The sequence below is a fragment of the Marinoscillum sp. HNIBRBA16962 genome, assembly GCF_057801515.1.
Map to the genome: position 1 here is coordinate 939,402 of NZ_CM173603.1, position 19,674 is coordinate 959,075.

General features: G+C 45.8%; 18 protein-coding genes and 1 riboswitch. Of the genes, 16 read left to right on the plus strand and 2 right to left on the minus strand.

The features are described 5' to 3' along the window. The first annotated feature begins 22 nt into the window (after window positions 1-22). From AC3E9V_RS03795 to AC3E9V_RS03845, 11 genes are all read left to right on the plus strand, one after another. Entirely contained in the window at window positions 23-1,363 is a 1,341-nt protein-coding gene (locus AC3E9V_RS03795) for a YeiH family protein (protein ID WP_488751858.1), read from the plus strand. Window positions 1,364-1,434: 71 nt separating this feature from the next. Then, a riboswitch (TPP riboswitch) is annotated at window positions 1,435-1,527 on the plus strand. 61 nt (window positions 1,528-1,588) lie between these two features. Continuing rightward, the gene (thiS, locus tag AC3E9V_RS03800) at window positions 1,589-1,795 is read left to right on the plus strand and encodes a sulfur carrier protein ThiS (RefSeq protein ID WP_488751859.1); all 207 of its coding nucleotides are present in this window, start codon (window positions 1,589-1,591) and stop codon (window positions 1,793-1,795) included. 14 nt (window positions 1,796-1,809) lie between these two features. Beyond that, the gene (gene thiC / locus AC3E9V_RS03805; RefSeq protein ID WP_488751860.1) at window positions 1,810-3,681 is read left to right on the plus strand and encodes a phosphomethylpyrimidine synthase ThiC; all 1,872 of its coding nucleotides are present in this window, start codon (window positions 1,810-1,812) and stop codon (window positions 3,679-3,681) included. A gap of 9 nt (window positions 3,682-3,690) precedes the next feature. Continuing rightward, window positions 3,691-4,299 carry a thiamine phosphate synthase gene (locus AC3E9V_RS03810; protein ID WP_488751861.1) on the plus strand — a complete coding sequence of 203 codons (609 nt, stop codon included), beginning with the start codon at window positions 3,691-3,693 and terminating at the stop codon, window positions 4,297-4,299. Then, window positions 4,272-5,021, plus strand: coding sequence for a hydroxymethylpyrimidine/phosphomethylpyrimidine kinase (locus tag AC3E9V_RS03815; protein WP_488751862.1), 750 nt, complete (start codon window positions 4,272-4,274; stop codon window positions 5,019-5,021). Before AC3E9V_RS03810 ends, AC3E9V_RS03815 begins: the two co-directional genes overlap by 28 nt. Then, window positions 5,018-5,665 carry a thiamine phosphate synthase gene (locus tag AC3E9V_RS03820; RefSeq protein WP_488751863.1) on the plus strand — a complete coding sequence of 216 codons (648 nt, stop codon included), beginning with the start codon at window positions 5,018-5,020 and terminating at the stop codon, window positions 5,663-5,665. Before AC3E9V_RS03815 ends, AC3E9V_RS03820 begins: the two co-directional genes overlap by 4 nt. Then, window positions 5,643-6,407 carry a thiazole synthase gene (locus AC3E9V_RS03825; RefSeq protein ID WP_488751864.1) on the plus strand — a complete coding sequence of 255 codons (765 nt, stop codon included), beginning with the start codon at window positions 5,643-5,645 and terminating at the stop codon, window positions 6,405-6,407. Before AC3E9V_RS03820 ends, AC3E9V_RS03825 begins: the two co-directional genes overlap by 23 nt. Further along, the gene (gene thiH / locus AC3E9V_RS03830; RefSeq protein WP_488751865.1) at window positions 6,400-7,518 is read left to right on the plus strand and encodes a 2-iminoacetate synthase ThiH; all 1,119 of its coding nucleotides are present in this window, start codon (window positions 6,400-6,402) and stop codon (window positions 7,516-7,518) included. Before AC3E9V_RS03825 ends, thiH begins: the two co-directional genes overlap by 8 nt. Next, window positions 7,511-8,578, plus strand: a complete 1,068-nt coding sequence (gene moeB / locus AC3E9V_RS03835) for a molybdopterin-synthase adenylyltransferase MoeB (protein ID WP_488751866.1) — start codon at window positions 7,511-7,513, stop codon at window positions 8,576-8,578. The genes thiH and moeB overlap by 8 nt, the downstream gene beginning before the upstream one ends. A gap of 184 nt (window positions 8,579-8,762) precedes the next feature. Beyond that, complete coding sequence (locus tag AC3E9V_RS03840) at window positions 8,763-10,124, plus strand: ATP-binding protein (protein WP_488751867.1); 1,362 nt, start codon at window positions 8,763-8,765, stop codon at window positions 10,122-10,124. A 200-nt stretch (window positions 10,125-10,324) separates the two neighbouring features. After that, window positions 10,325-10,537, plus strand: a complete 213-nt coding sequence (locus tag AC3E9V_RS03845) for a hypothetical protein (RefSeq protein ID WP_488751868.1) — start codon at window positions 10,325-10,327, stop codon at window positions 10,535-10,537. Window positions 10,538-10,568: 31 nt separating this feature from the next. Here the strand turns inward: AC3E9V_RS03845 and AC3E9V_RS03850 are convergent, their stop codons facing one another. Together AC3E9V_RS03850 and ruvB are read right to left on the minus strand one after the other, a co-directional pair. Then, window positions 10,569-12,500, minus strand: coding sequence for a glycoside hydrolase family 9 protein (locus tag AC3E9V_RS03850; protein ID WP_488751869.1), 1,932 nt, complete (start codon window positions 12,498-12,500; stop codon window positions 10,569-10,571). A gap of 252 nt (window positions 12,501-12,752) precedes the next feature. Further along, on the minus strand, window positions 12,753-13,778 hold the full coding sequence (gene ruvB, locus AC3E9V_RS03855) for a Holliday junction branch migration DNA helicase RuvB (protein ID WP_488751870.1): 1,026 nt from the start codon (window positions 13,776-13,778) through the stop codon (window positions 12,753-12,755). Between the two features lie 84 nt (window positions 13,779-13,862). Between ruvB and AC3E9V_RS03860 the strand changes: the two genes are divergently transcribed. From AC3E9V_RS03860 to acs, 5 genes are all read left to right on the plus strand, one after another. Further along, window positions 13,863-14,891, plus strand: a complete 1,029-nt coding sequence (locus tag AC3E9V_RS03860) for an FAD:protein FMN transferase (RefSeq protein ID WP_488751871.1) — start codon at window positions 13,863-13,865, stop codon at window positions 14,889-14,891. 17 nt (window positions 14,892-14,908) lie between these two features. Next, window positions 14,909-15,631, plus strand: a complete 723-nt coding sequence (locus AC3E9V_RS03865) for a ZIP family metal transporter (RefSeq protein ID WP_488751872.1) — start codon at window positions 14,909-14,911, stop codon at window positions 15,629-15,631. An 86-nt stretch (window positions 15,632-15,717) separates the two neighbouring features. Then, window positions 15,718-15,978 (plus strand): DUF4212 domain-containing protein, encoded by a 261-nt coding sequence (locus AC3E9V_RS03870; RefSeq protein WP_488751873.1) that lies wholly within the window; start codon window positions 15,718-15,720, stop codon window positions 15,976-15,978. A 3-nt stretch (window positions 15,979-15,981) separates the two neighbouring features. Further along, entirely contained in the window at window positions 15,982-17,667 is a 1,686-nt protein-coding gene (locus tag AC3E9V_RS03875; RefSeq protein ID WP_488751874.1) for a sodium:solute symporter family protein, read from the plus strand. A gap of 30 nt (window positions 17,668-17,697) precedes the next feature. Next, window positions 17,698-19,596, plus strand: coding sequence for an acetate--CoA ligase (gene acs / locus AC3E9V_RS03880; RefSeq protein ID WP_488751875.1), 1,899 nt, complete (start codon window positions 17,698-17,700; stop codon window positions 19,594-19,596). Window positions 19,597-19,674: the final 78 nt, after the last annotated feature.

Here is a 19,674-nt window from a genome sequence, read left to right on the forward strand (position 1 = left end):
AACTTTCACAAAATTTTATCCTATGAAGTGGACAGAAGATATCGTTGCGATCTGTACAGGTGTTTTAATTCTGGCCTTTGCATTGATCACTTTTGTAGTCTTGCCTCAAACCGGGATTGAGGTAACAAGTCTCACGGGGGCCCTAAGTCTGATCACCTCTAAACTCCAAAGGTGGGAAGCGAATCCATTTATGGCTTTCAGTGGAAAAAGCTACGGCCTGGGACTGCTCAGCTTATTCCTCATCTTTCTTTTACTTCTTGGAGGTGGTGCAAAACTATTGAAAACCCGCCTCAACGATTTTTTGAAAGGTTTTTTCGTGGTTTTTCTTGTTGGCTTACTGGCCTACCTACTGGCCGCTCAGGTTGATCTGAAGGCTATAGGTTTGGGTTACGCACTCTGGGCGATCGCATTGGGCATTTTTATCAGTAATACGTTTGGTTTACCAGACTGGCTGAAACCAGCCCTGATGCACGAGTTTTTTATCAAAACCGGCCTGGTGCTTCTGGGTGCTGAGGTGCTTTTTGGTAAAATCCTGGCTATAGGTGTACCCGGGATTTTTGTGGCCTGGGTGGTGACGCCCATCGTTTTGGTGACTACTTTTTGGTTCGGCCAACGTGTATTAAAGATTGCTTCCAAAAGTCTGAACATCACCATCAGTGCGGACATGTCTGTTTGTGGGGTATCTGCTGCCATAGCAACGGCAGCTGCCTGCAAAGCAAAGAAAGAAGAGCTGACTACTGCAATCGGCTTATCCATGGTTTTTACATCTGTAATGATGGTGGCTTTGCCAGCTTTGATCAAAGCCCTGAACATGCCAGAAGTGCTTGGCGGTGCCTGGTTAGGCGGAACCATCGATGCGACTGGGGCTGTAGTAGCTGCAGGTGCATTTTTAGGTGAGCGGGCGATGAATGTGGCTGCCACGATCAAAATGATCCAGAATATTTTGATCGGGGTGATTGCTTTTGCAGTAGCGGTTTACTGGACGGCCAGGGTAGAGAAGTCTAAGGGAGACAAGGTAACAGCTAAGGAGATATGGATCCGGTTCCCAAAATTTATTCTTGGGTTTATCGGAGCATCGATTTTCTTCAGTGTGTTGCAGCAATCCATGGCCCCGGAAACTTCCGCTACCTTGATTGAAAAGGATCTGTTTGGATTTACCAAAAGCCTGAGAGGTTGGCTGTTTTGCCTGGCCTTTGTCAGCATTGGACTTTCCACAAACTTTAAGGAGCTACGAGCTCAATTTTCAGGGGGTAAGCCGCTGGTTTTATACCTGTGTGGTCAGACCTTAAACCTGGGGCTGACACTTCTTATGGCCTGGCTGATGTTTTACAAAGTCTTTCCCGAGATCACAAAGAGCATCTAGATCTACCAATGGCTTTTGCTTCAGATTTAGTAGTTGGATTTTTTTCTTTCCCTCAAAATAGTTAGTCTTGTGAAACACTTTAGGGGTGCCTTGTAACAGGCTGAGAAATACCCTTGGAACCTGATCCCGGTAATGCGGGCGAAGGGAAAAGTCCCGGACTACCTCCATTTATTTTTCTCATCGCTTGGTATCCCTGAAGTGCAAGAATCTAAAAATTAAGATTTTATGGACTTCACTGTTAACAATGAAAGCTGTGCTCTTGACAGAGATACCATTCTAATTACTGAATTACTGTCACTTAGAGGGATCAACCATCAAAAAGGGATAGCCATTGCGGTTAACCATGAGATTGTCCCACATGCTTCATGGCAGGAATACCCCATTAAATCAAATGATGAAGTTTTAATCATTACAGCTACCCAAGGTGGCTAAAAAATTATCAAAATATGAGAAAAGCAGATAAAACTCCGGATAGTACTTCGATTACTCGTGACCCCTTTCCCAGTTCAAAAAAAATCTATGTAAAAGGCGAAAGGCATGATATCTCCGTGGCTATGCGGGAGATCTCCTTACACAATACCAAACTCAAGTTAAACCCTTCAGCACCAGATGAAGAAAACCCACCGGTAACTGTATACGACACCAGCGGTCCGTATACCGACCCAGACGTAGAGGTAGATGTTCGAAAAGGTCTCAATAAGCTTAGAGCAAAATGGATTGAAGAGCGAGAAGATACGGAGGTTCTCGATGGGATCACTTCAGATTACGGAAAAGAACGCCTGGCTGAATCAGAACTTAATGAGTTGAGGTTTCCGCACTTGAGTAATCCAAGAAAGGCTAAGCCCGGACAAAATGTAACTCAGCTTCATTATGCAAGAAAAGGGATCATTACGCCTGAAATGGAATATATCGCCATTCGTGAAAATCAACGCATCGAGGAATGGGGGAAATACAATCAGCAACACCCCGGAGAGAGCTTTGGCAGCAATATGCCAAAGGGTAGGATCACTCCTGAGTTTGTAAGAGATGAGGTAGCTAAAGGAAGGGCAATTATCCCTTCCAACGTCAATCATCCTGAATCCGAGCCGATGATTATCGGGCGAAATTTCCTGGTAAAGATTAATGCCAACATCGGGAATTCGGCGGTTACATCCAGTATTGAGGAGGAAGTAGAGAAAGCTGTCTGGGCCTGCCGGTGGGGAGCTGATACCATCATGGATCTGTCCACAGGTAAGAACATTCATGAAACAAGAGAGTGGGTACTTCGCAATTCACCTGTCCCGATCGGCACAGTACCTCTTTATCAGGCGCTTGAAAAAGTAAACGGTAAAGCAGAAGATCTGACCTGGGAGATCTTCAGAGATACCCTCATAGAGCAGGCGGAGCAAGGTGTAGATTACTTTACGATCCATGCAGGGGTCCGGCTTAGATATGTCCCTATGACCGCAAAGCGTGTCACGGGTATTGTGTCCCGTGGAGGATCTATCATGGCCAAATGGTGTCTGGCCCATCACCAGGAGAGCTTTCTTTATACACATTTTGAGGAGATCTGTGAGATCATGAAAGCGTACGATGTGGCGTTTTCGCTGGGAGACGGGCTACGTCCGGGTTCCATAGCAGATGCCAACGATGCGGCCCAGTTTGCCGAGCTGGAAACCCTGGGTGAGCTCACCAAAATAGCCTGGAAGCATGATGTGCAGGTGATGATCGAAGGCCCCGGCCATGTACCGATGCACATGATCAAAGAAAATATGGAAAAGCAGCTGGAAGCATGTGATGAAGCACCTTTTTATACGCTCGGGCCGCTGACTACTGATATTGCTCCGGGATATGATCACATTACCTCAGGGATAGGTGCTGCTATGATCGGGTGGTACGGGTGTGCCATGCTGTGCTACGTCACGCCTAAAGAACACCTGGGCCTTCCCAATAAGGAGGATGTAAAGGAAGGAGTGATTACCTACAAAATTGCTGCTCATGCGGCTGACCTGGCGAAAGGTCATCCCGGGGCGCAATACCGGGACAATGCCCTGAGCAAGGCAAGATTTGAATTCAGGTGGGAGGATCAGTTTAATCTTTCGCTGGATCCTGAAACTGCGATAGAGTATCATGATGAGACACTTCCGGCGGATGGTGCCAAAGTGGCTCACTTCTGTAGTATGTGCGGACCGAATTTCTGCTCGATGAAAATCACCCAGGAGGTTCGGGAGTTTGCTTCCCAAAACGATCTATCAGAGGAGGAAGCGTTGCAAAAAGGAATGAAAGAGAAGGCTGACGAATTCTCAGAGATGGGAAACAACCTGTACGTGGATCAATAGAAACGGTAGATGGATGTCACAGTGATCACCGCTGAAGGGGACGTGCCACATGAAGTGGAAACGCTCAACGAAATTCTCCGGTATCCGGTAAGGGTCCATGTCCGAAAACCGGCCTGGAGTATTTCTGTCCTTCGAGGACTTTTGTCAAAAATTCCGAAGGATATAAGGTCAAACTGTACGTTACACGGAGACCCCCGACTTGCGGAAGAAATGAAGATAGGTGGCATTCATCTGCACCAAAAGAGCTTGCACTTAAAAACTTCATGGAAAGGACTGTTGTCGGGATCTTTTCATACTACTGATGAGGTCATCGGGTATGTTGGCAATCCGTTAGACTATGGTTTTCTCAGCCCGGTTTATGACAGTATTTCCAAGCCTGGCTATACCAGTCATTACAACCCTGATGGTTTAAAGACTTTTTTGGCGAGTCCGTTGAGAGCTTTTCCCATAGTAGCGCTGGGAGGAGTAAAACCATCCAACATAAATACGTTGAAGGAAATGGGTTTTGAAGGGGTGGCAGTGCTCGGGTACATCTGGAAGAAAGAAACCGTGAAGGAACGAGTTGAAGCGCTTGAGAAAATTCTAGAGAAATGGACAGTAAAGCGGTCTTATCAATAGGTGGTTTTGACCCAAGCGGGGGAGCTGGAGTTTTAGCTGATATTAAAACCATAAACCAGCTAAACGTTCAGGGTTTTGGGGTATCTACAGCCATTACCTTTCAGAATGCATCTGAATTCTCGGGATTGGTGTGGCTGACATTTGACCAGATCCAGCAACAAATAATACCTTTGATGTCCACCGGATATCAGATAGACGTGGTAAAAATCGGTTTGATCAGGGACTTGCAACTGCTGGAAAAGTTGTTAACATTTTTGCATCAGCAGCTGCCAGGAATCCGGGTTGTCTGGGATCCCGTTTTGAAAGCATCGGCAGGATTTGATTTTCATAATCAATGGAATCAGGGGGAGCTTCTGAAGGTTATCGATCTGCTTTATTGCATGACACCAAATATTTCCGAGGCACTTCAGATACAAAAGATCTGTCACACGGATCTGTCCGGCTTACCGCTAAACGTAATTTGCAAAGGTGGAGATGGAGATGGAAAAATAGTAACAGACACGTTGTACATGATATCCGGAGAGGTTGTGACTTTAGATTCGCAGCGAATCTCACAAAAATCCCTGCATGGGACAGGGTGTGTGTTTGCTTCAGCATTAGCTGCCGGAATGGCTAAAGGGAAAAAACTGCCCGAAGCTTTTAAGCAGGCAAAGGAATACGTTTATCAGCTGTTACGAAAATCGGAAACGGCTTTGGGTGAACATTATCTGATAGAGAAATGATAGAAAAGTTGCAATATATCACGCAGGAAGGGCGAAATGGTGAATCCCATGCTGAAATGGTCCGACGAGCATGTGAAATTGGCGTAAAATGGGTTCAGCTTAGGATCAAAGAAGCACCCCTGAAATACATTTATGAGCAGGCGGTTGAAGCATTGCAAATTTGCAGAACACATGGTGCCAGACTCATTATCAATGATCGTGTAGCCTTATGTAAGGAAATTGATGCAGATGGTGTACACATTGGTAAAGAAGACATGGATCCACGGGAAGCCCGGAGGATCCTGGGGGCGGACAAATTAATAGGGTGCACTTCCAATACTTTTGAAGACATTCAGCAGCTGGCGCTTATGGAGCCGGATTATATTGGGCTGGGTCCGTATAGATTCACCAAAACCAAAGACAACCTGAGCCCCATACTTGGTATCGAGGGGTATCAAAAAATCCTTGAACAAATGAATGCGAATAATATACGGATACCCGTAGTTGCGATAGGAGGGATAGCGCAGGAAGATGTACAGCTGCTTATGGATTCCGGTGTATTTGGTGTGGCAGTAGGGTCTGCAATCTCATTTTCTGAAGACCCGCAACAAATTGTAAGAAACTTTAATGAAGCATTAACAAATGGAGAAGTTAACAATAGCTGATAAAGCATTTAATTCCAGGTTATTTCTTGGAACGGGTAAGTTTAGCAGTGTTCGCTCCATGGAGCAGGCAGTCATTGCATCAGGATCTGAGTTGGTTACGGTGGCTTTGAAGCGTGTGGACATGCAAAACCACAATGACGAAATGCTGAAAGCTCTTGACGGAGTGCATCTTTTACCTAATACTTCAGGAGTACGAACTGCAAAAGAGGCTGTTTTTGCTGCGGAGATGGCCCGGGAAGCTCTGGAAACCAACTGGGTCAAGCTGGAGATCCATCCGGATCCAAAATATTTGATGCCAGACCCGGTGGAGACCCTTAAAGCTGCCGGGGAACTAGCGGAAAAGGGGTTTGTGGTGTTGCCCTACATACATGCTGATCCGGTTTTATGTAAGCGTCTGGAAGAAGCAGGTGTAGCAGCGGTGATGCCCCTGGGATCAACCATCGGAAGCAACAGGGGGCTGAAAACCCTTGATTTTCTGGAAATAATTATTGAACAAAGTACAGTGCCTGTAATAGTAGATGCCGGACTGGGAGCGCCATCAGATGCAGCCAAAGCACTGGAGATCGGTGCTGATGCGGTGCTGGTAAATACAGCAATTGCTGCTGCAGGAAATCCTGAATCAATGGCTCGGGCCTTTAAGCTGGGAGTAGAAGCGGGCAGACTGGCTTATGAAAGTAGGCTCGGCCGAAAAAATCGAATTTCTCAACCAACAAGTCCATTAACTTCATTCTTAGATGCCTAGTTTCAGAGAAGTATTTGACCAGCTTGAGTGGGATCAGGTCAGGGACGAGATCTATGCAAAGACGTCAAGCGACGTGGAAAATGCCTTGAATAAACGCATACGGGATCTGGAGGATTTTAAAGCACTGGTTTCACCGGCTGCATCTGCTTACCTGGAGCCAATGGCCGTACAAAGCCAGGCAGATACCCTTCAGCGATTTGGGAATAATATTCAGCTGTATGCGCCTATGTATCTGTCCAATGAATGCCAGAATATCTGTACCTATTGTGGCTTTAGCCTGGATAATAAGATTCCCCGAAAAACACTGAATCCTACTGAAATTGAGAAGGAAGCCAGGGCTTTGACTTCACTGGGTTTTCGTCATGTATTACTGGTGACCGGTGAGGCAAATACCATGGTGGGGGTACCTTACTTTAAGCGTGTGCTTGAGCAGCTCCGACCTCATTTTGACCAGATCAGCCTGGAAGTTCAGCCCTTGAAACTGGAGCAATACCATGAACTTATGCCATATGGGGTACATGCGGTGTTGGTTTATCAGGAAACTTATCACAAAGAGGATTACCGAAAGCATCATCCGAAAGGAAGAAAGTCTGATTTTTATTACCGGTTAGAAACTCCGGACCGCCTGGGTCAGGCAGGTGTTCATAAAATCGGGCTGGGGGCATTGATCGGGCTTGAAGACTGGAGAGTAGACAGTTTTTTTGTGGCATTGCACCTGAAATATCTTGAGCAGACCTACTGGCAGACGAAATATTCCATTTCATTCCCGCGCCTGCGGCCATTCTCAGGGGGGTTGGCCCCCAAGATTCCCATGAATGACCGGGAGCTAGTCCAGCTGCTTACGGCCTACAGGCTCTTTAACCAGGAAGTAGAGCTTTCACTTTCCACACGGGAGGCGCCTGCTTTCAGAGATGAGTTAGTACGGCTTGGAGTTACCTCTATGAGTGCCGGATCCAAAACCAATCCGGGAGGGTATACCTCAGAACCGGAATCGTTGGAACAGTTTGAAATATCCGATGAGCGTAGTCCTTCGGAAGTGGCGGCCATGATCCGTGAAAAAGGCTATGAAGCCGTATGGAAAGACTGGGATAAAGCGCTGGAGTATGTTTGACGAACAGGAAAAAGCCTACTACCACCGACAGTTTATACTGCCGGATTTTGGCCCTGAAAAACAGCGAAACCTCAAGCAGGGAAGTGTTCTGGTAGTTGGAGCCGGAGGCCTGGGATGTCCGGCGTTGTTGTATTTGGCAGGGGCAGGTATAGGCAAATTAGGGATCATCGATGGAGACGTTGTGGATGTGAGCAACCTCCATCGACAAGTTTTGTATACGAAGGATGATCTTGGGAAAAACAAAGCCTACGCCGCCTCAAAGCGGCTGTGTGGGCTAAACGAACACATAAACATTCAGGTTTTTGAAGAGCCTTTAACCCCACAAAATGCGGAGGAAGTTATTTCAGATTTTGATGTCGTCCTGGATGGTACGGATAATTTTGCTACACGCTACCTGATCAACGATGCCTGTGTCCATTTGGGAAAACCCTTCGTTTACGGAGCTATCCATAAATATGAAGGGCAATTGAGTGTGTTTAACTATGAGGAGGGCCCTACTTATCGTTGTCTTTTTCCTGACCCACCTGAGCCCGGCACAGTGCCCGGATGCTCGGAAGTTGGAGTTTTGGGAGTTCTTCCGGGAATGATCGGTACCCGGCAGGCTCTGGAAGCCATTAAAATTATTTCAGGAGTGGGAGTGGTATGCAGTGGGAAGTTAATTATGATGAATGCCCTGGATAATAGTCAGTTCGCTTTGAAAATCATCTCAAATCCGGAAAACCGGAAGGTTAGCATACAGTCAGATTACGATATTTTATGTGAGCCCCCGACCATTCCGGAAATAACCGCCAATTTGGCCAAAGAAAAAATAAAATCGGGGGAGGTTTTTTTGCTGGATGTGCGGGAACCTCATGAAGTTGCGCAATTTAATATCGGGGGCGTCAATGTACCGGTAAGTCAGTTTGATCAGGCCCGGGATCAATTGCCCGGAAAAGACCAGAAGATTTTGGTGGTTTGTCACTCAGGGATTCGGAGTAAGCAGGTAGTTAAAAAACTTTTAGACTCAGGGTATGCAGATGCAGTCAGTGTAAAAGGTGGATTGCTGGAATGGAGTTTATGAGGACAAGTGAGACGCATGCGCCTTAACTGATTGAGGCCTTGGTTTCGGCTGAATTCAAATTGAGCTATATGAACTATGATATTACAGACATCAATCAATTACCTTTATTTTGTTACAACTATTTTTAAAAATTACCCTTATTTTATTACATTTACTCTCTGAAATAACCCTTATTTCTGCGTGAATGATCTTCAGAAGGTATGCATATAGCCAGTTAGAAGCATGGAAGTCGTCCGGTCACCGGAAGCCGCTGATCATCAGAGGAGCCAGACAAGTGGGTAAAACCACATTGGTCAAAGCTTTTGCCTCATCCTATGAGCATAAGATATTCTTAAACCTGGAAAAGACTGCAGACCGAAAGGTTTTTGAGGACTTTGAGGAGGTGACAGTCCTGATGGATGCGTTGAGCCTAAAACACAATGTTCCAAAATCCGGATTGAGCAACACTTTGTTGTTTATTGATGAAATTCAGGAATCACCAAAGGCCATACGCATGCTCAGGTATTTTTATGAAGAAGTTCCTCAGCTACACGTGATAGCAGCCGGATCACTGCTGGAGTTTGCACTCGGGGAGGTGACCAGCTTTCCGGTAGGTCGTGTGACTTATCTCTACCTTTCTCCCTTCAATTTTCAGGAGTTTCTTCATGCCCTTGACCACCATTCCGCTGTTGATCAGCTGGCCAAAGTTCCGATAGCAGAGCATGCTCATGAGGTATTGATCGGGTTGTTTCATCAGTATGCCATCATCGGAGGTATGCCGGAGGTCATGAGTTGCTATGCGGAGAGCCGGAGTGTTTCGGACCTTGTTTCCATTTATGAAAGTATTTGGGCTACCTATCAGGACGATGTGGTAAAGTATGGAGGGAGTAAATCCCAGCAACAGCTACTGAGTTTCCTGATGCACACTGCTCATCTTTATGTGGATCAGCGTGTAAAGTTTCATGGCTTTGGCAACAGCAATTACAAATCAAGGGAAGTGGGAGAGGCCTTTCGAAAGCTGGATCAGGCCAGGATCATCCGTTTGTGCTACCCCACTACTTCTACAGAGGTTCCGCTAAAACCTGACCTCAAAAAATCACCACGAATGCATTTTCTGGATACCGGGCTGGTCAACCATCAACTTGGGATACAGGCAGACATGCTGGCCATGCAGGATTTAAGTCAGGCATTTAAAGGAGCGATTATCCCCCATCTCATTGTCCAGGAATTTTCTTCTTTGGACATTGCTACTGCACAATTGCCTTTTTTCTGGGTGAGGGAAAAGCTGCAATCTTCCGCTGAAGTGGACATGGTGATTTCGCATCAGGGGAAAGTGATTCCGGTAGAATTCAAATCTGGCAAGAAGGGAACCTTAAAATCACTTATGCTCCTGGTAGATCGATTGGATCATCCTTATGCTGTCAGAATGTATGCCGGCAAATTTTCAGTTGAGCAACATAGTACCCCAACTGGAAAAGTGTTTTATTTAATGAACCTGCCCTATTATTTGGGCACACAGCTGAGTGCTTATTTAGATTTTTTCATGCAAAACTACGATCAACCATGACCGAATCCTCCAGCATATCCAAAGTCTGGAATTTTGCCCAAGTCATGTTTTTAGAATCAATGGAAAGGACTTTGGATAATTATGATCAAAATTGGATCAATGAGTCGATCGAGAAGGTCGATTATCCATTAAGACAATCAGGCAAATTACACTTTTTACGACCTTCTTGATAGCTTTAATAAAAAACTACTCATTTTTCTATGAAACGGATCATTCGAAATACCACATTTTTCGTTGTTGCAGTCCTGATCCTTCAGTTCCTGTCGGTATGGGCGGGAGATCAATTGCCGGTCTTTAAAAGCCAGAAGGTGATGATGAAAGAAAGGGACATTGATCCGTCAGCATTTTTTTACACAGAAAGTAAGGAAGCGCTAGCCGCTGAAAAGAAAATCAGGGAAGCGATTGAAAGATAATAGGCAGGATTTCCTGTCTACTGCTATAATTTTACTCCTTCACAAATTTTCTCATGATTTTTTGGTCTTGCAGATAGATCAGGACCAGATAAAGACCTGCAGGTAAGGAAGAAATATCCAATGATTCCTGGTTAGTGGAGAGGAGTTCAGCTCCGGAAAGAGATATAATGGAGAATTTTGACACAGGGAGATCATTTGAAACAACATGGATCGTTTCATCAGCTGGATTGGGAAATATTTCAGGTTTAAGTATATGACCAATATCCAACGGGATTTCAGGTTGTCCTCGATCCGGCCCGATCATCTCTGTTTCATAAATATGCTGAAGAGCACCTGATAAGTATACCAGGGGTGCATTCCAATTGATGGTGATCTCGTTGGTGGAATAGCTGCACCAGTTATCATAGTAGCTCTTAGCGGGGATTGAAGAAGGATATTGATCCTCGCCACAATCATCCATATTATTTGGATTTGGGCCACCAGCCAAAAATCCCGGAACCGGAGCTACTACATCATCAGCCTCGGATTGTCGGTGATGTATGTGCATTGGTGAAAAATCTCCAAAACCAGTCACATAGCAGTAGGTCGTGGGGTTTCTGCCAAGCAAATAATCCATAGACGAAAGTGCTCCATTGAAATAGTCCATTTCACCAGTCAATTCAAATGCAGCCATCATAATGAGCCCCTGATTGCCGACCAAACTATTACTACCCCAGTAAAACTGATTGATGGGTATCCGGTAGGGGGAGGTGTTTTTTTGATAATTCATTAGGTTATCTGCCTGATCCAGCAAGATGTTTTCCGTGGAAGCGGAGGCCATATCATGATTGATCAGAGACAACACCCCCAGCATTCCTACGTTGGGCCAGCCTGGTACACCAAAGTTTTGTGAAAAATTGAGTTCATCGGAATACGCTGAATTACCGGTGGTTATGTATAGCTCGGCAGCTGTCCAGAAAAATTCATCATCAAAATTACTATCACCATAGCCCCCGGTGGATACCGCCGGATAACCGTCCTGAGCTTCAGGGTTGTTAAATGGCACGTTCGGATTGGTCTGAGCCCATTGCCAGGCGAGTTCGGCTTTTTCCAGGCATTCGGTGGCGAGATCTGGCAGGAAGGGCTCATAAACTCTTGCGGCTATGGCCATAACTGCTGCAAAATCAAGAGTGGCAGCTGTTCCCTTTGCAACTACATATCGTGTAGCTGTAGTCTGATGCGGCATAACGGCCCCCTGAAAGTTGGCTGTAGTTGTTTTGTTATACACTCCTCCATCCTCAGGGTCCTGCATGGTGAGCATCCATTCCAGGTTCCAAAGCACCTCATCAAGCAGGTCAGGCATCTCGTTCCCACTTTCGGGGATGTTCAGTTCAAGGTCGGTATAATATGCGGCGTAATTTTCATAAGCAGCCAGTAGGGTAAACATGCTTATTCCGGAGTTTACAATGTATTTGTTGTAGTCCCCGGCATCATACCAGCCTTTGGGTGTGGAGATGATGGTTCCGGCAGGTCGGGAGGAGGAGGCAGCAGATGGATGAACCACCACTTCATCATCAGGATGGCCCAAAGGCCTTTGATGTTCTCCGGCGTAGGTTTCGGTCAGCTCAGTGGAGGCGCGATTGAAATAATAAGCTTTGATCGAGCCTTTTGACAGGTCTTTTAGTACATCATTTTGAATGGTAAACGGATGTGAATATTCGCTTCCCAACTTAAGGCGATAAGTTCCCGTGTACTTGAAATCTGAAAAGTCAGCGATGCGGACATTTTCTTCTGAATTGTTCCAGTAATTCTCTTCGGAAAGTGTGCCTTCATAAACGCTTACCAGATTTCCATCAACTACGATTTCAAAGGTTGCCACGCTGGAGTTTACTACAGCCAGCTTTTGGGATTCAGGGAAAAAACCGATTTGATTGAGTCGGATTTTATCTGAGGCTGTTTGCGCCGTAGTGGTTGAAAGAGCCAAACAAATGATTAATAGAAATGAAACAGTCCGCATGTTTGTAGGCATTGAAATGACGAATACCTAATTCTAGCGAAAATTTGGTTGATTGGACCGATCAGTAAACAAAAAGACTAATAGAAATAGACAAATGGTCTGCTTGTGGTGGTATCGTGATTAATCTTTGTCAACATTCATAGGTTTGGGCGAAACCAAAAAAGTTTGAGATGAATAGAGCAATCAGTAAGATCCAGCTCTTGATGAAATGCTCCATTTTTAAAATAACCTCCCCATTTGTTGCGGTGGGATCTCTCCAAGATGCTGGTAGGCAAGTTCCGTGGCCTGTCTTCCTCTTGCCGTGCGTTTGATGTACCCTTCCATAATGAGAAAAGGTTCGTACACTTCTTCGATGGTCTCTGCTTCCTCACCACAGGCTGTGGCAATGGTGGAAAGCCCTACAGGTCCTCCTTTAAACTTATTGATGATGGTGGCCAGAATGCGGTTGTCCATTTCGTCCAGGCCGTGATCATCCACATCCAGGGCTTTAAGGGCTATTTTGGCGATTTCCAGTGTGATGGAGCCATCTCCTTTGATCTGGGCAAAGTCACGCGTTCGGCGCAGTAGGTTATTACTGATCCGCGGGGTGCCCCGGCTTCTGCGAGCGATCTCGTAAGCAGCTTCCTGATCAATGGGTGTGTCCAGGATGTCCGCTGATCGGCCTACAATAGCAGTTAGTAGTTTGGCATCATAGTATTCCAGCCGGGAGTTGATCCCAAAACGAGCTCTCAATGGAGCAGTAAGCAGACCAGACCGTGTGGTAGCGCCGATCAGGGTAAAGGGCTCCAGGCTGATCTGCACGGTACGGGCATTTGGTCCGCTATCCAGCATGATGTCTATTCGATAATCCTCCATGGCAGAATACAGGTATTCTTCCACAACAGGATTGAGTCGATGGATCTCATCAATAAAAAGGACGTCATGAGGCTCCAGGTTCGTAAGTAGCCCGGCCAGTTCACTGGCCTTATCCAGTACCGGTCCGGAGGTTACCTTTATGCCCGAGCCGAGTTCATTGGCAATGATGTGCGAAAGAGTGGTCTTGCCAAGGCCGGGAGGGCCATGCAGCAGTACGTGATCCAGCGGCTCTTCCCGCTTTTTAGCTGCCTCTACAAAGATCCTGAGGTTTTCTACTATTTTGTCCTGTCCGGCAAAATCACCGAAAGTGAGCGGGCGAAGGGCCTTTTCAAACTCCTTTTCCGCAGAATTCATTTGGTCATCATCGCCTGTCAGGTAGTCTTCTCTCATACTTTAGGATCGATCTCTGACAAAGATAATGTTAATGAAGATTAGTAAGTGGCTATCCGTTAATATTGCATAAAATTTCGGATTATGAATCGGAAGCTTGCTTTTAGAATCATCCTGGTCATTATTTTGGCCTTCATCCTCTATCGGTTTTATACCAATCAGCCGGAATACACCCAAACCCACATCACCGGACAAACGATGGGTACGATTGAGTACAATGTAAAGTACCTGGGAGATAATGTTCCGAATTACAAAAAAGAAATCGATTCTATTCTGGTCGCCTTTAACCAGTCCCTGTCAACATATATTCCCGATTCTGAGATTTCCAGGTTGAATAAAGGAGATACTCTTACTCCACCATCCAGGATGTTTCTGGACGTATTGATCAGCAGTAAGGAAGCTTATGAAACTACAGATGGAGCTTTTGACCCTACGGTAGGCCCGCTGGTAAATGCCTGGGGTTTTGGTCCTGACAAAAAAATCAATATCCCGGACAGTGCTGAAGTTGGAGAACTCCTGGAGCAAGTGGGATTTAATAAAATCCAATTTTCTGAAGATAAAGTGACCATGGATTCAGCCATGTATCTTGACTTTAGTGCGATTGCTAAAGGGTATGCCGTAGATCTGGTAGCTGAGTTTCTGGACGAAAAAGGTTTCGAACATTACATGGTGGAGATTGGAGGAGAAGTGAGGGCTTCAGGCCAAAATGAACATAATGAAACATGGACCATAGGAATAGAGGATCCGGTAGTAGCTCGTAATGAACAGAAGCTACTGGCGATAGTACAGCTAAAAGATCAGTCTATGGCTACCTCTGGTAATTACCGAAACTATTATAAAGTAGGGGACAGAACCATTGCTCATACCATTGACCCCAGAACCGGGTATAATACCACTCACAACCTTTTAAGTGCGTCAGTTTTTGCTGACAATTGCATGGCTGCTGATGCGTATGCTACGGCCTTTATGGTGCTTGGGTTAGAAGCATCTAAAGAACTGATCGAGAATTCCAATCTGGAAGGCTTCCTCATTTATCAGGATGAGAATAATCAACTAAAGAGCTATGTTTCTCCCGGATTATCGCAATTTGTGACTTTAAATAAGACCCGGTAAGGTCATTTAGTGAAACTATGACATTAATTGTATTTACACTATTTGTTGCCTCGCTGGCTGGAGGCATTTCGGCGGGCTTCCTCGGAAGCTCCACACAGACCATCCGGTATCCACTGATCTTTGCCGGCTCCTTTCTGTTCTCCATCACAATTATTCATATATTACCCGAAGTATTCTCCCTGGGTGAAGACCCCTTGAAGGTAGGGTTGTTTGTCCTGGCTGGATTTTTCCTTCAGCAATTTCTGGAGTACTTCACTTCCGGAATAGAACACGGACACTTTCATGCCCATGATCAGGTTTCAGGAGCTTCAAGGTTTGGCTTGTTGGTGGCTTTGGTCATCCACTCTTTATTGGAGGGTGCTTTGCTGACGCATCATTCTCCTTTTCATGAACAGCACGAATCCCACTCACTGTTATTGGGGATCGTTTTACATAAAATCCCAGCTGCCTATGCCCTCATAGCCACACTAAATGGGAAGAAAAAATTGAGTATGAGCACATGGATTATTTTGATCATTTTCAGTATTTCCTCTCCGCTGGGGTTTCTGCTCAGTGATCAGCTATTGACTATTTCCGAACAAAACCTGCTTTTATTGTTTGCTCTGGTGTCAGGTAGCTTCCTTCATATTTCCACCACCATTTTTGTGGAGTCGAGCCCTAATCATCATTTTGGCTTTAAGAAATTCGCCGTTAGCCTTATAGGTGCCGCACTGGCTATCGCTACAGAATATTTCCTATAAAAAAGACCATGTTACCAATTTTTATTTGTTCCGGGCAATACAAAATCCTTATCTTTCCCGATTAGGAATAATTGTATTTTGGAAAAATGAAAGAAGATAAAATGAAAACCTACTGGAGGCGCAATCTCCGGTATCTGGTTCTTCTATTGACCGTCTGGTTTGTTGTGTCCTATGGAGCCGGAATTTTATTCGTAGAAGAGCTAAACACCATAAAAATTACGGGATTTAAGCTGGGCTTTTGGTTTGCTCAGCAAGGGTCAATTTTTGTGTTCGTGATCCTGATTTTTGTGTATGTCTGGCTGATGAACAAGCTGGACAAGGAATTTGACGTAGACGAAAAAGACTGACCCATGGATGTACAGTACTGGACTTTTTTATTGGTAGGGCTATCTTTTGCCCTTTATATCGGGATTGCTATTTGGTCCCGAGCCTCTTCAACAAATGAATTTTATGTAGCTGGTGGAGGAGTGTCTCCTTTGGCGAATGGGATGGCCACGGCAGCAGACTGGATGTCTGCGGCCTCCTTCATCTCCATGGCAGGACTCATCTCTTTTATGGGTTATGATGGAGCCGTTTACCTCATGGGCTGGACGGGAGGATATGTGCTGCTAGCACTCCTCCTGGCCCCATACCTTCGGAAATTTGGAAAATTCACCGTCCCGGACTTTATAGGTGATCGTTACTATTCAAATGTAGCACGAACAGTAGCGGTGATTTGTGCTATCATCGTTTCCTTCACTTATGTGGCTGGCCAGATGCGTGGTGTAGGTGTGGTATTCTCCCGTTTTTTGGAGGTACCGGTAGAGACAGGGGTGTACATTGGGATGGCCATTGTATTTTTTTATGCCGTATTAGGTGGAATGAAAGGGATCACCTACACGCAGGTAGCTCAATATTGCGTGCTGATCTTCGCTTTTATGGTTCCGGCATTCTTCATCTCTTTCCAGCTCACCGGAAACTTCATTCCTCAGCTAGGGTTCGGGGGCCAGCTGGCCGATGGTACTTATCTGCTGGATAAGCTGGATAACCTGCATGTAGAGTTGGGTTTTGCAGAATACACCAGCGGAACAAAATCCATGATCGATGTATTTGCCATCACGTTCGCTTTGATGGTGGGCACGGCGGGTCTTCCCCATGTGATTGTGAGATTTTTCACTGTTCCACGAGTTAAAGACGCCCGTATTTCTGCAGGCTGGGCATTACTGTTTATAGCCATTCTTTATACCACGGCTCCAGCTATCGCGGCATTTGCACGAACCAACCTGATCACCACTGTTTCAGAAGAACGATATGACCAGGTGCCGGAGTGGTTCTCCAATTGGGAGAAGACCGGGCTTATTGCGTTTGAAGACAAAAATGGTGATGAAAAGATCCAGTATGTTGCCGGAGAGTCCAATGAGCTGACTATCGACAGAGACATTATGGTTTTGGCCAATCCTGAAATTGCGAAGTTACCAAATTGGGTAATCGCCCTGGTGGCGGCAGGTGGGTTAGCAGCGGCTTTGTCTACTGCTGCCGGATTACTACTGGTGATCTCTACCAGTATCTCTCACGATCTGATCAAGAAACAGATCAATCCCAACATTTCGGATCGGCGCGAGTTGCTATATGCAAGGCTGGGTGCACTTTTAGCAGTGGTGGTAGCCGGGTATTTCGGTATCAATCCACCAGGCTTTGTCGCAGCGGTTGTGGCACTTGCATTTGGCCTGGCTGCAGCTTCGTTTTTCCCGGCTATCATCCTTGGGATCTTTGACAAGCGGATGAATAAAGAAGGAGCCATAGCAGGGATGATCATAGGCATGTTGCTGATGCTCTTTTACATGATCAAGTTTAAGCTGGGAGGTTTCGGAGGAGGTACGCAGGAAGACTGGTGGTTTGGAATATCTCCGGAAGGATTTGGGACAGTGGCAATGCTGGTTAATTTCCTGGTTTCATTTGCCATCTCTCGATTCTACCCCAAGCCACCGGAAGATGTTCAGGAGATGGTAGAGCTGATCCGATATCCCCGAGGTGCTGGAAAAGCCTCTGATCACTGATTTTTTGAAAACTGATAAAACACAAGCTTTATGAGTCATAAAATACAAACCCTTAGCGGATATATTCACGAATATCAAAAAAGTGTTCTCGAACCGGAAGCATTTTGGGCGCGTGTGGCCGAATCCTTCCATTGGGACAAGCCCTGGGACAAAGTGCTGGAATGGAATTTTGACGGACCGGATGTAAAATGGTTTGTGAACGGAAAGCTAAACATCACGGAGAATATTTTGGACCGCCATTTGTTCATCATGGGTGATCGTCCGGCAATCATCTGGGAACCCAATGAACCGGGAGATAAGGCAATTACCCTGACCTACAGGGACCTGTATGAAAAGGTTTGTGAATTTTCCAATGCCTTGAAGGCTCAGGGTATAGAAAAGGGAGATCGTGTGATCATTTACATGCCTATGATACCTGAAGCAGCCATAGCCATGTTAGCGTGTGCCAGAATTGGCGCTGTGCATTCTGTGGTCTTTGCTGGCTTTTCATCCACTTCGCTGGCAGACAGGATCAATGACTGCAAAGCAAAAATGGTGCTTACCTCAGATGGAAACTTCAGAGGAGCAAAGACCATTGGGGTGAAATCCGTAGTAGATGAAGCATTGGAAAAAACCAGTTCAATTGAAAAAGTTATTGTGAAGAAACGAACTGGCTCGGATGTTACAATGAAGGATGGACGTGATATCTGGTGGGACGAAGCGATCGAAGGGCAGCCCAAAGAATGTAAGGCTGAAGTAATGGACTCGGAAGATATGCTTTTCATTCTGTATACTTCAGGGTCTACAGGCAAGCCCAAAGGTATAGTGCATACCTGCGGTGGTTACATGGTTTACACCTATTACTCTTTTATCAACACCTTTCAATACACCACGGGAGATATATATTGGTGTACCGCTGATGTGGGATGGATCACCGGACATTCATACATCGTATACGGGCCGCTTTTGGCAGGTGCTACAACTCTAATGTATGAGGGCGTACCTACCTACCCGGACGCCGGACGTTTTTGGGCTACGGTAGATAAACATAAGGTCAACCAGTTTTATACAGCACCGACAGCCATCCGAGCTTTACAGGCCCATGGCCTTGAACCCCTGGAACCTTATAAACTGGATACCCTCAAAGTGATCGGTTCAGTGGGTGAGCCGATCAATGAGGAAGCCTGGCACTGGTACCATGATCATATAGGAAAAGGCAACTGTCCTTTAGTGGATACCTGGTGGCAGACCGAAACCGGGGGAATTATGATTTCTGCTATGGCAGGCATTACTCCAAACAAGCCTGCACATGCTTCTTTTCCATTACCGGGAGTTCAGCCAGTGATTGTAGATGCAGATGGAAATGAGCTGAAGGGTAACAACGTACAGGGAAATCTCTGTATCAAGTTTCCATGGCCTTCCATGCTTCGAACTACCTACGGCGATCATGAGCGCTGTAAACAAACTTATTTTTCCACCTATAAAGGCATGTACTTTACCGGAGACGGAGCGAAAAGGGATCATGACGGATATCTCAGGATCCTGGGCAGGGTAGACGATGTGATCAACGTATCCGGTCACCGTATGGGTACAGCTGAAGTAGAGGATGCAATAGACGAACATCCGCGGGTAATAGAGTCTGCTGTGGTAGGCTATCCACATGAGGTGAAAGGCCAGGGTATTTACGCTTTTGTGATCTGTAACATGGATGGTCGTACTGAGGAGAATCTTAAAAGTGAAATACGTCAGTCAGTTAGTAATATTATCGGGCCGATAGCCAAACCGGACAAGATCCAGATTGTACCGGGACTCCCAAAAACCAGGTCAGGAAAGATTATGCGACGAATCCTGAGAAAAGTGGCTTCAGGTGAAGCGGATCAGTTAGGAGACACTTCTACACTGCTTAACCCTGAGGTAGTGGAAGAAATTATCAAAGGAGCTGTAAAATAAAAGTTTGATTAAATGATACCGTCAGCATCAGTTGGAAGCTCCGATTCTGGAGCTGCAACTGGATGAAAAACAGGCAAT

Excerpts from the sequence above, each read along its gene's own strand:
- AC3E9V_RS03795 (WP_488751858.1), top strand. The coding sequence starts at position 23 with ATGAAGTGGACAGAAGATATCGTTGCGATCTGTACAGGTGTTTTAATT.
- thiC (WP_488751860.1), top strand. The coding sequence starts at position 1,810 with ATGAGAAAAGCAGATAAAACTCCGGATAGTACTTCGATTACTCGTGAC.
- AC3E9V_RS03865 (WP_488751872.1), top strand. The coding sequence starts at position 14,909 with ATGACATTAATTGTATTTACACTATTTGTTGCCTCGCTGGCTGGAGGC.
- AC3E9V_RS03815 (WP_488751862.1), top strand. The coding sequence starts at position 4,272 with ATGGACAGTAAAGCGGTCTTATCAATAGGTGGTTTTGACCCAAGCGGG.
- AC3E9V_RS03845 (WP_488751868.1), top strand. The coding sequence starts at position 10,325 with ATGAAACGGATCATTCGAAATACCACATTTTTCGTTGTTGCAGTCCTG.
- AC3E9V_RS03820 (WP_488751863.1), top strand. The coding sequence starts at position 5,018 with ATGATAGAAAAGTTGCAATATATCACGCAGGAAGGGCGAAATGGTGAA.
- AC3E9V_RS03840 (WP_488751867.1), top strand. The coding sequence starts at position 8,763 with ATGATCTTCAGAAGGTATGCATATAGCCAGTTAGAAGCATGGAAGTCG.
- thiH (WP_488751865.1), top strand. The coding sequence starts at position 6,400 with ATGCCTAGTTTCAGAGAAGTATTTGACCAGCTTGAGTGGGATCAGGTC.
- AC3E9V_RS03810 (WP_488751861.1), top strand. The coding sequence starts at position 3,691 with ATGGATGTCACAGTGATCACCGCTGAAGGGGACGTGCCACATGAAGTG.
- moeB (WP_488751866.1), top strand. The coding sequence starts at position 7,511 with ATGTTTGACGAACAGGAAAAAGCCTACTACCACCGACAGTTTATACTG.
- AC3E9V_RS03860 (WP_488751871.1), top strand. The coding sequence starts at position 13,863 with ATGAATCGGAAGCTTGCTTTTAGAATCATCCTGGTCATTATTTTGGCC.
- ruvB (WP_488751870.1), bottom strand. The coding sequence starts at position 13,778 with ATGAGAGAAGACTACCTGACAGGCGATGATGACCAAATGAATTCTGCG.
- acs (WP_488751875.1), top strand. The coding sequence starts at position 17,698 with ATGAGTCATAAAATACAAACCCTTAGCGGATATATTCACGAATATCAA.
- AC3E9V_RS03875 (WP_488751874.1), top strand. The coding sequence starts at position 15,982 with ATGGATGTACAGTACTGGACTTTTTTATTGGTAGGGCTATCTTTTGCC.
- thiS (WP_488751859.1), top strand. The coding sequence starts at position 1,589 with ATGGACTTCACTGTTAACAATGAAAGCTGTGCTCTTGACAGAGATACC.
- AC3E9V_RS03825 (WP_488751864.1), top strand. The coding sequence starts at position 5,643 with ATGGAGAAGTTAACAATAGCTGATAAAGCATTTAATTCCAGGTTATTT.
- AC3E9V_RS03870 (WP_488751873.1), top strand. The coding sequence starts at position 15,718 with ATGAAAGAAGATAAAATGAAAACCTACTGGAGGCGCAATCTCCGGTAT.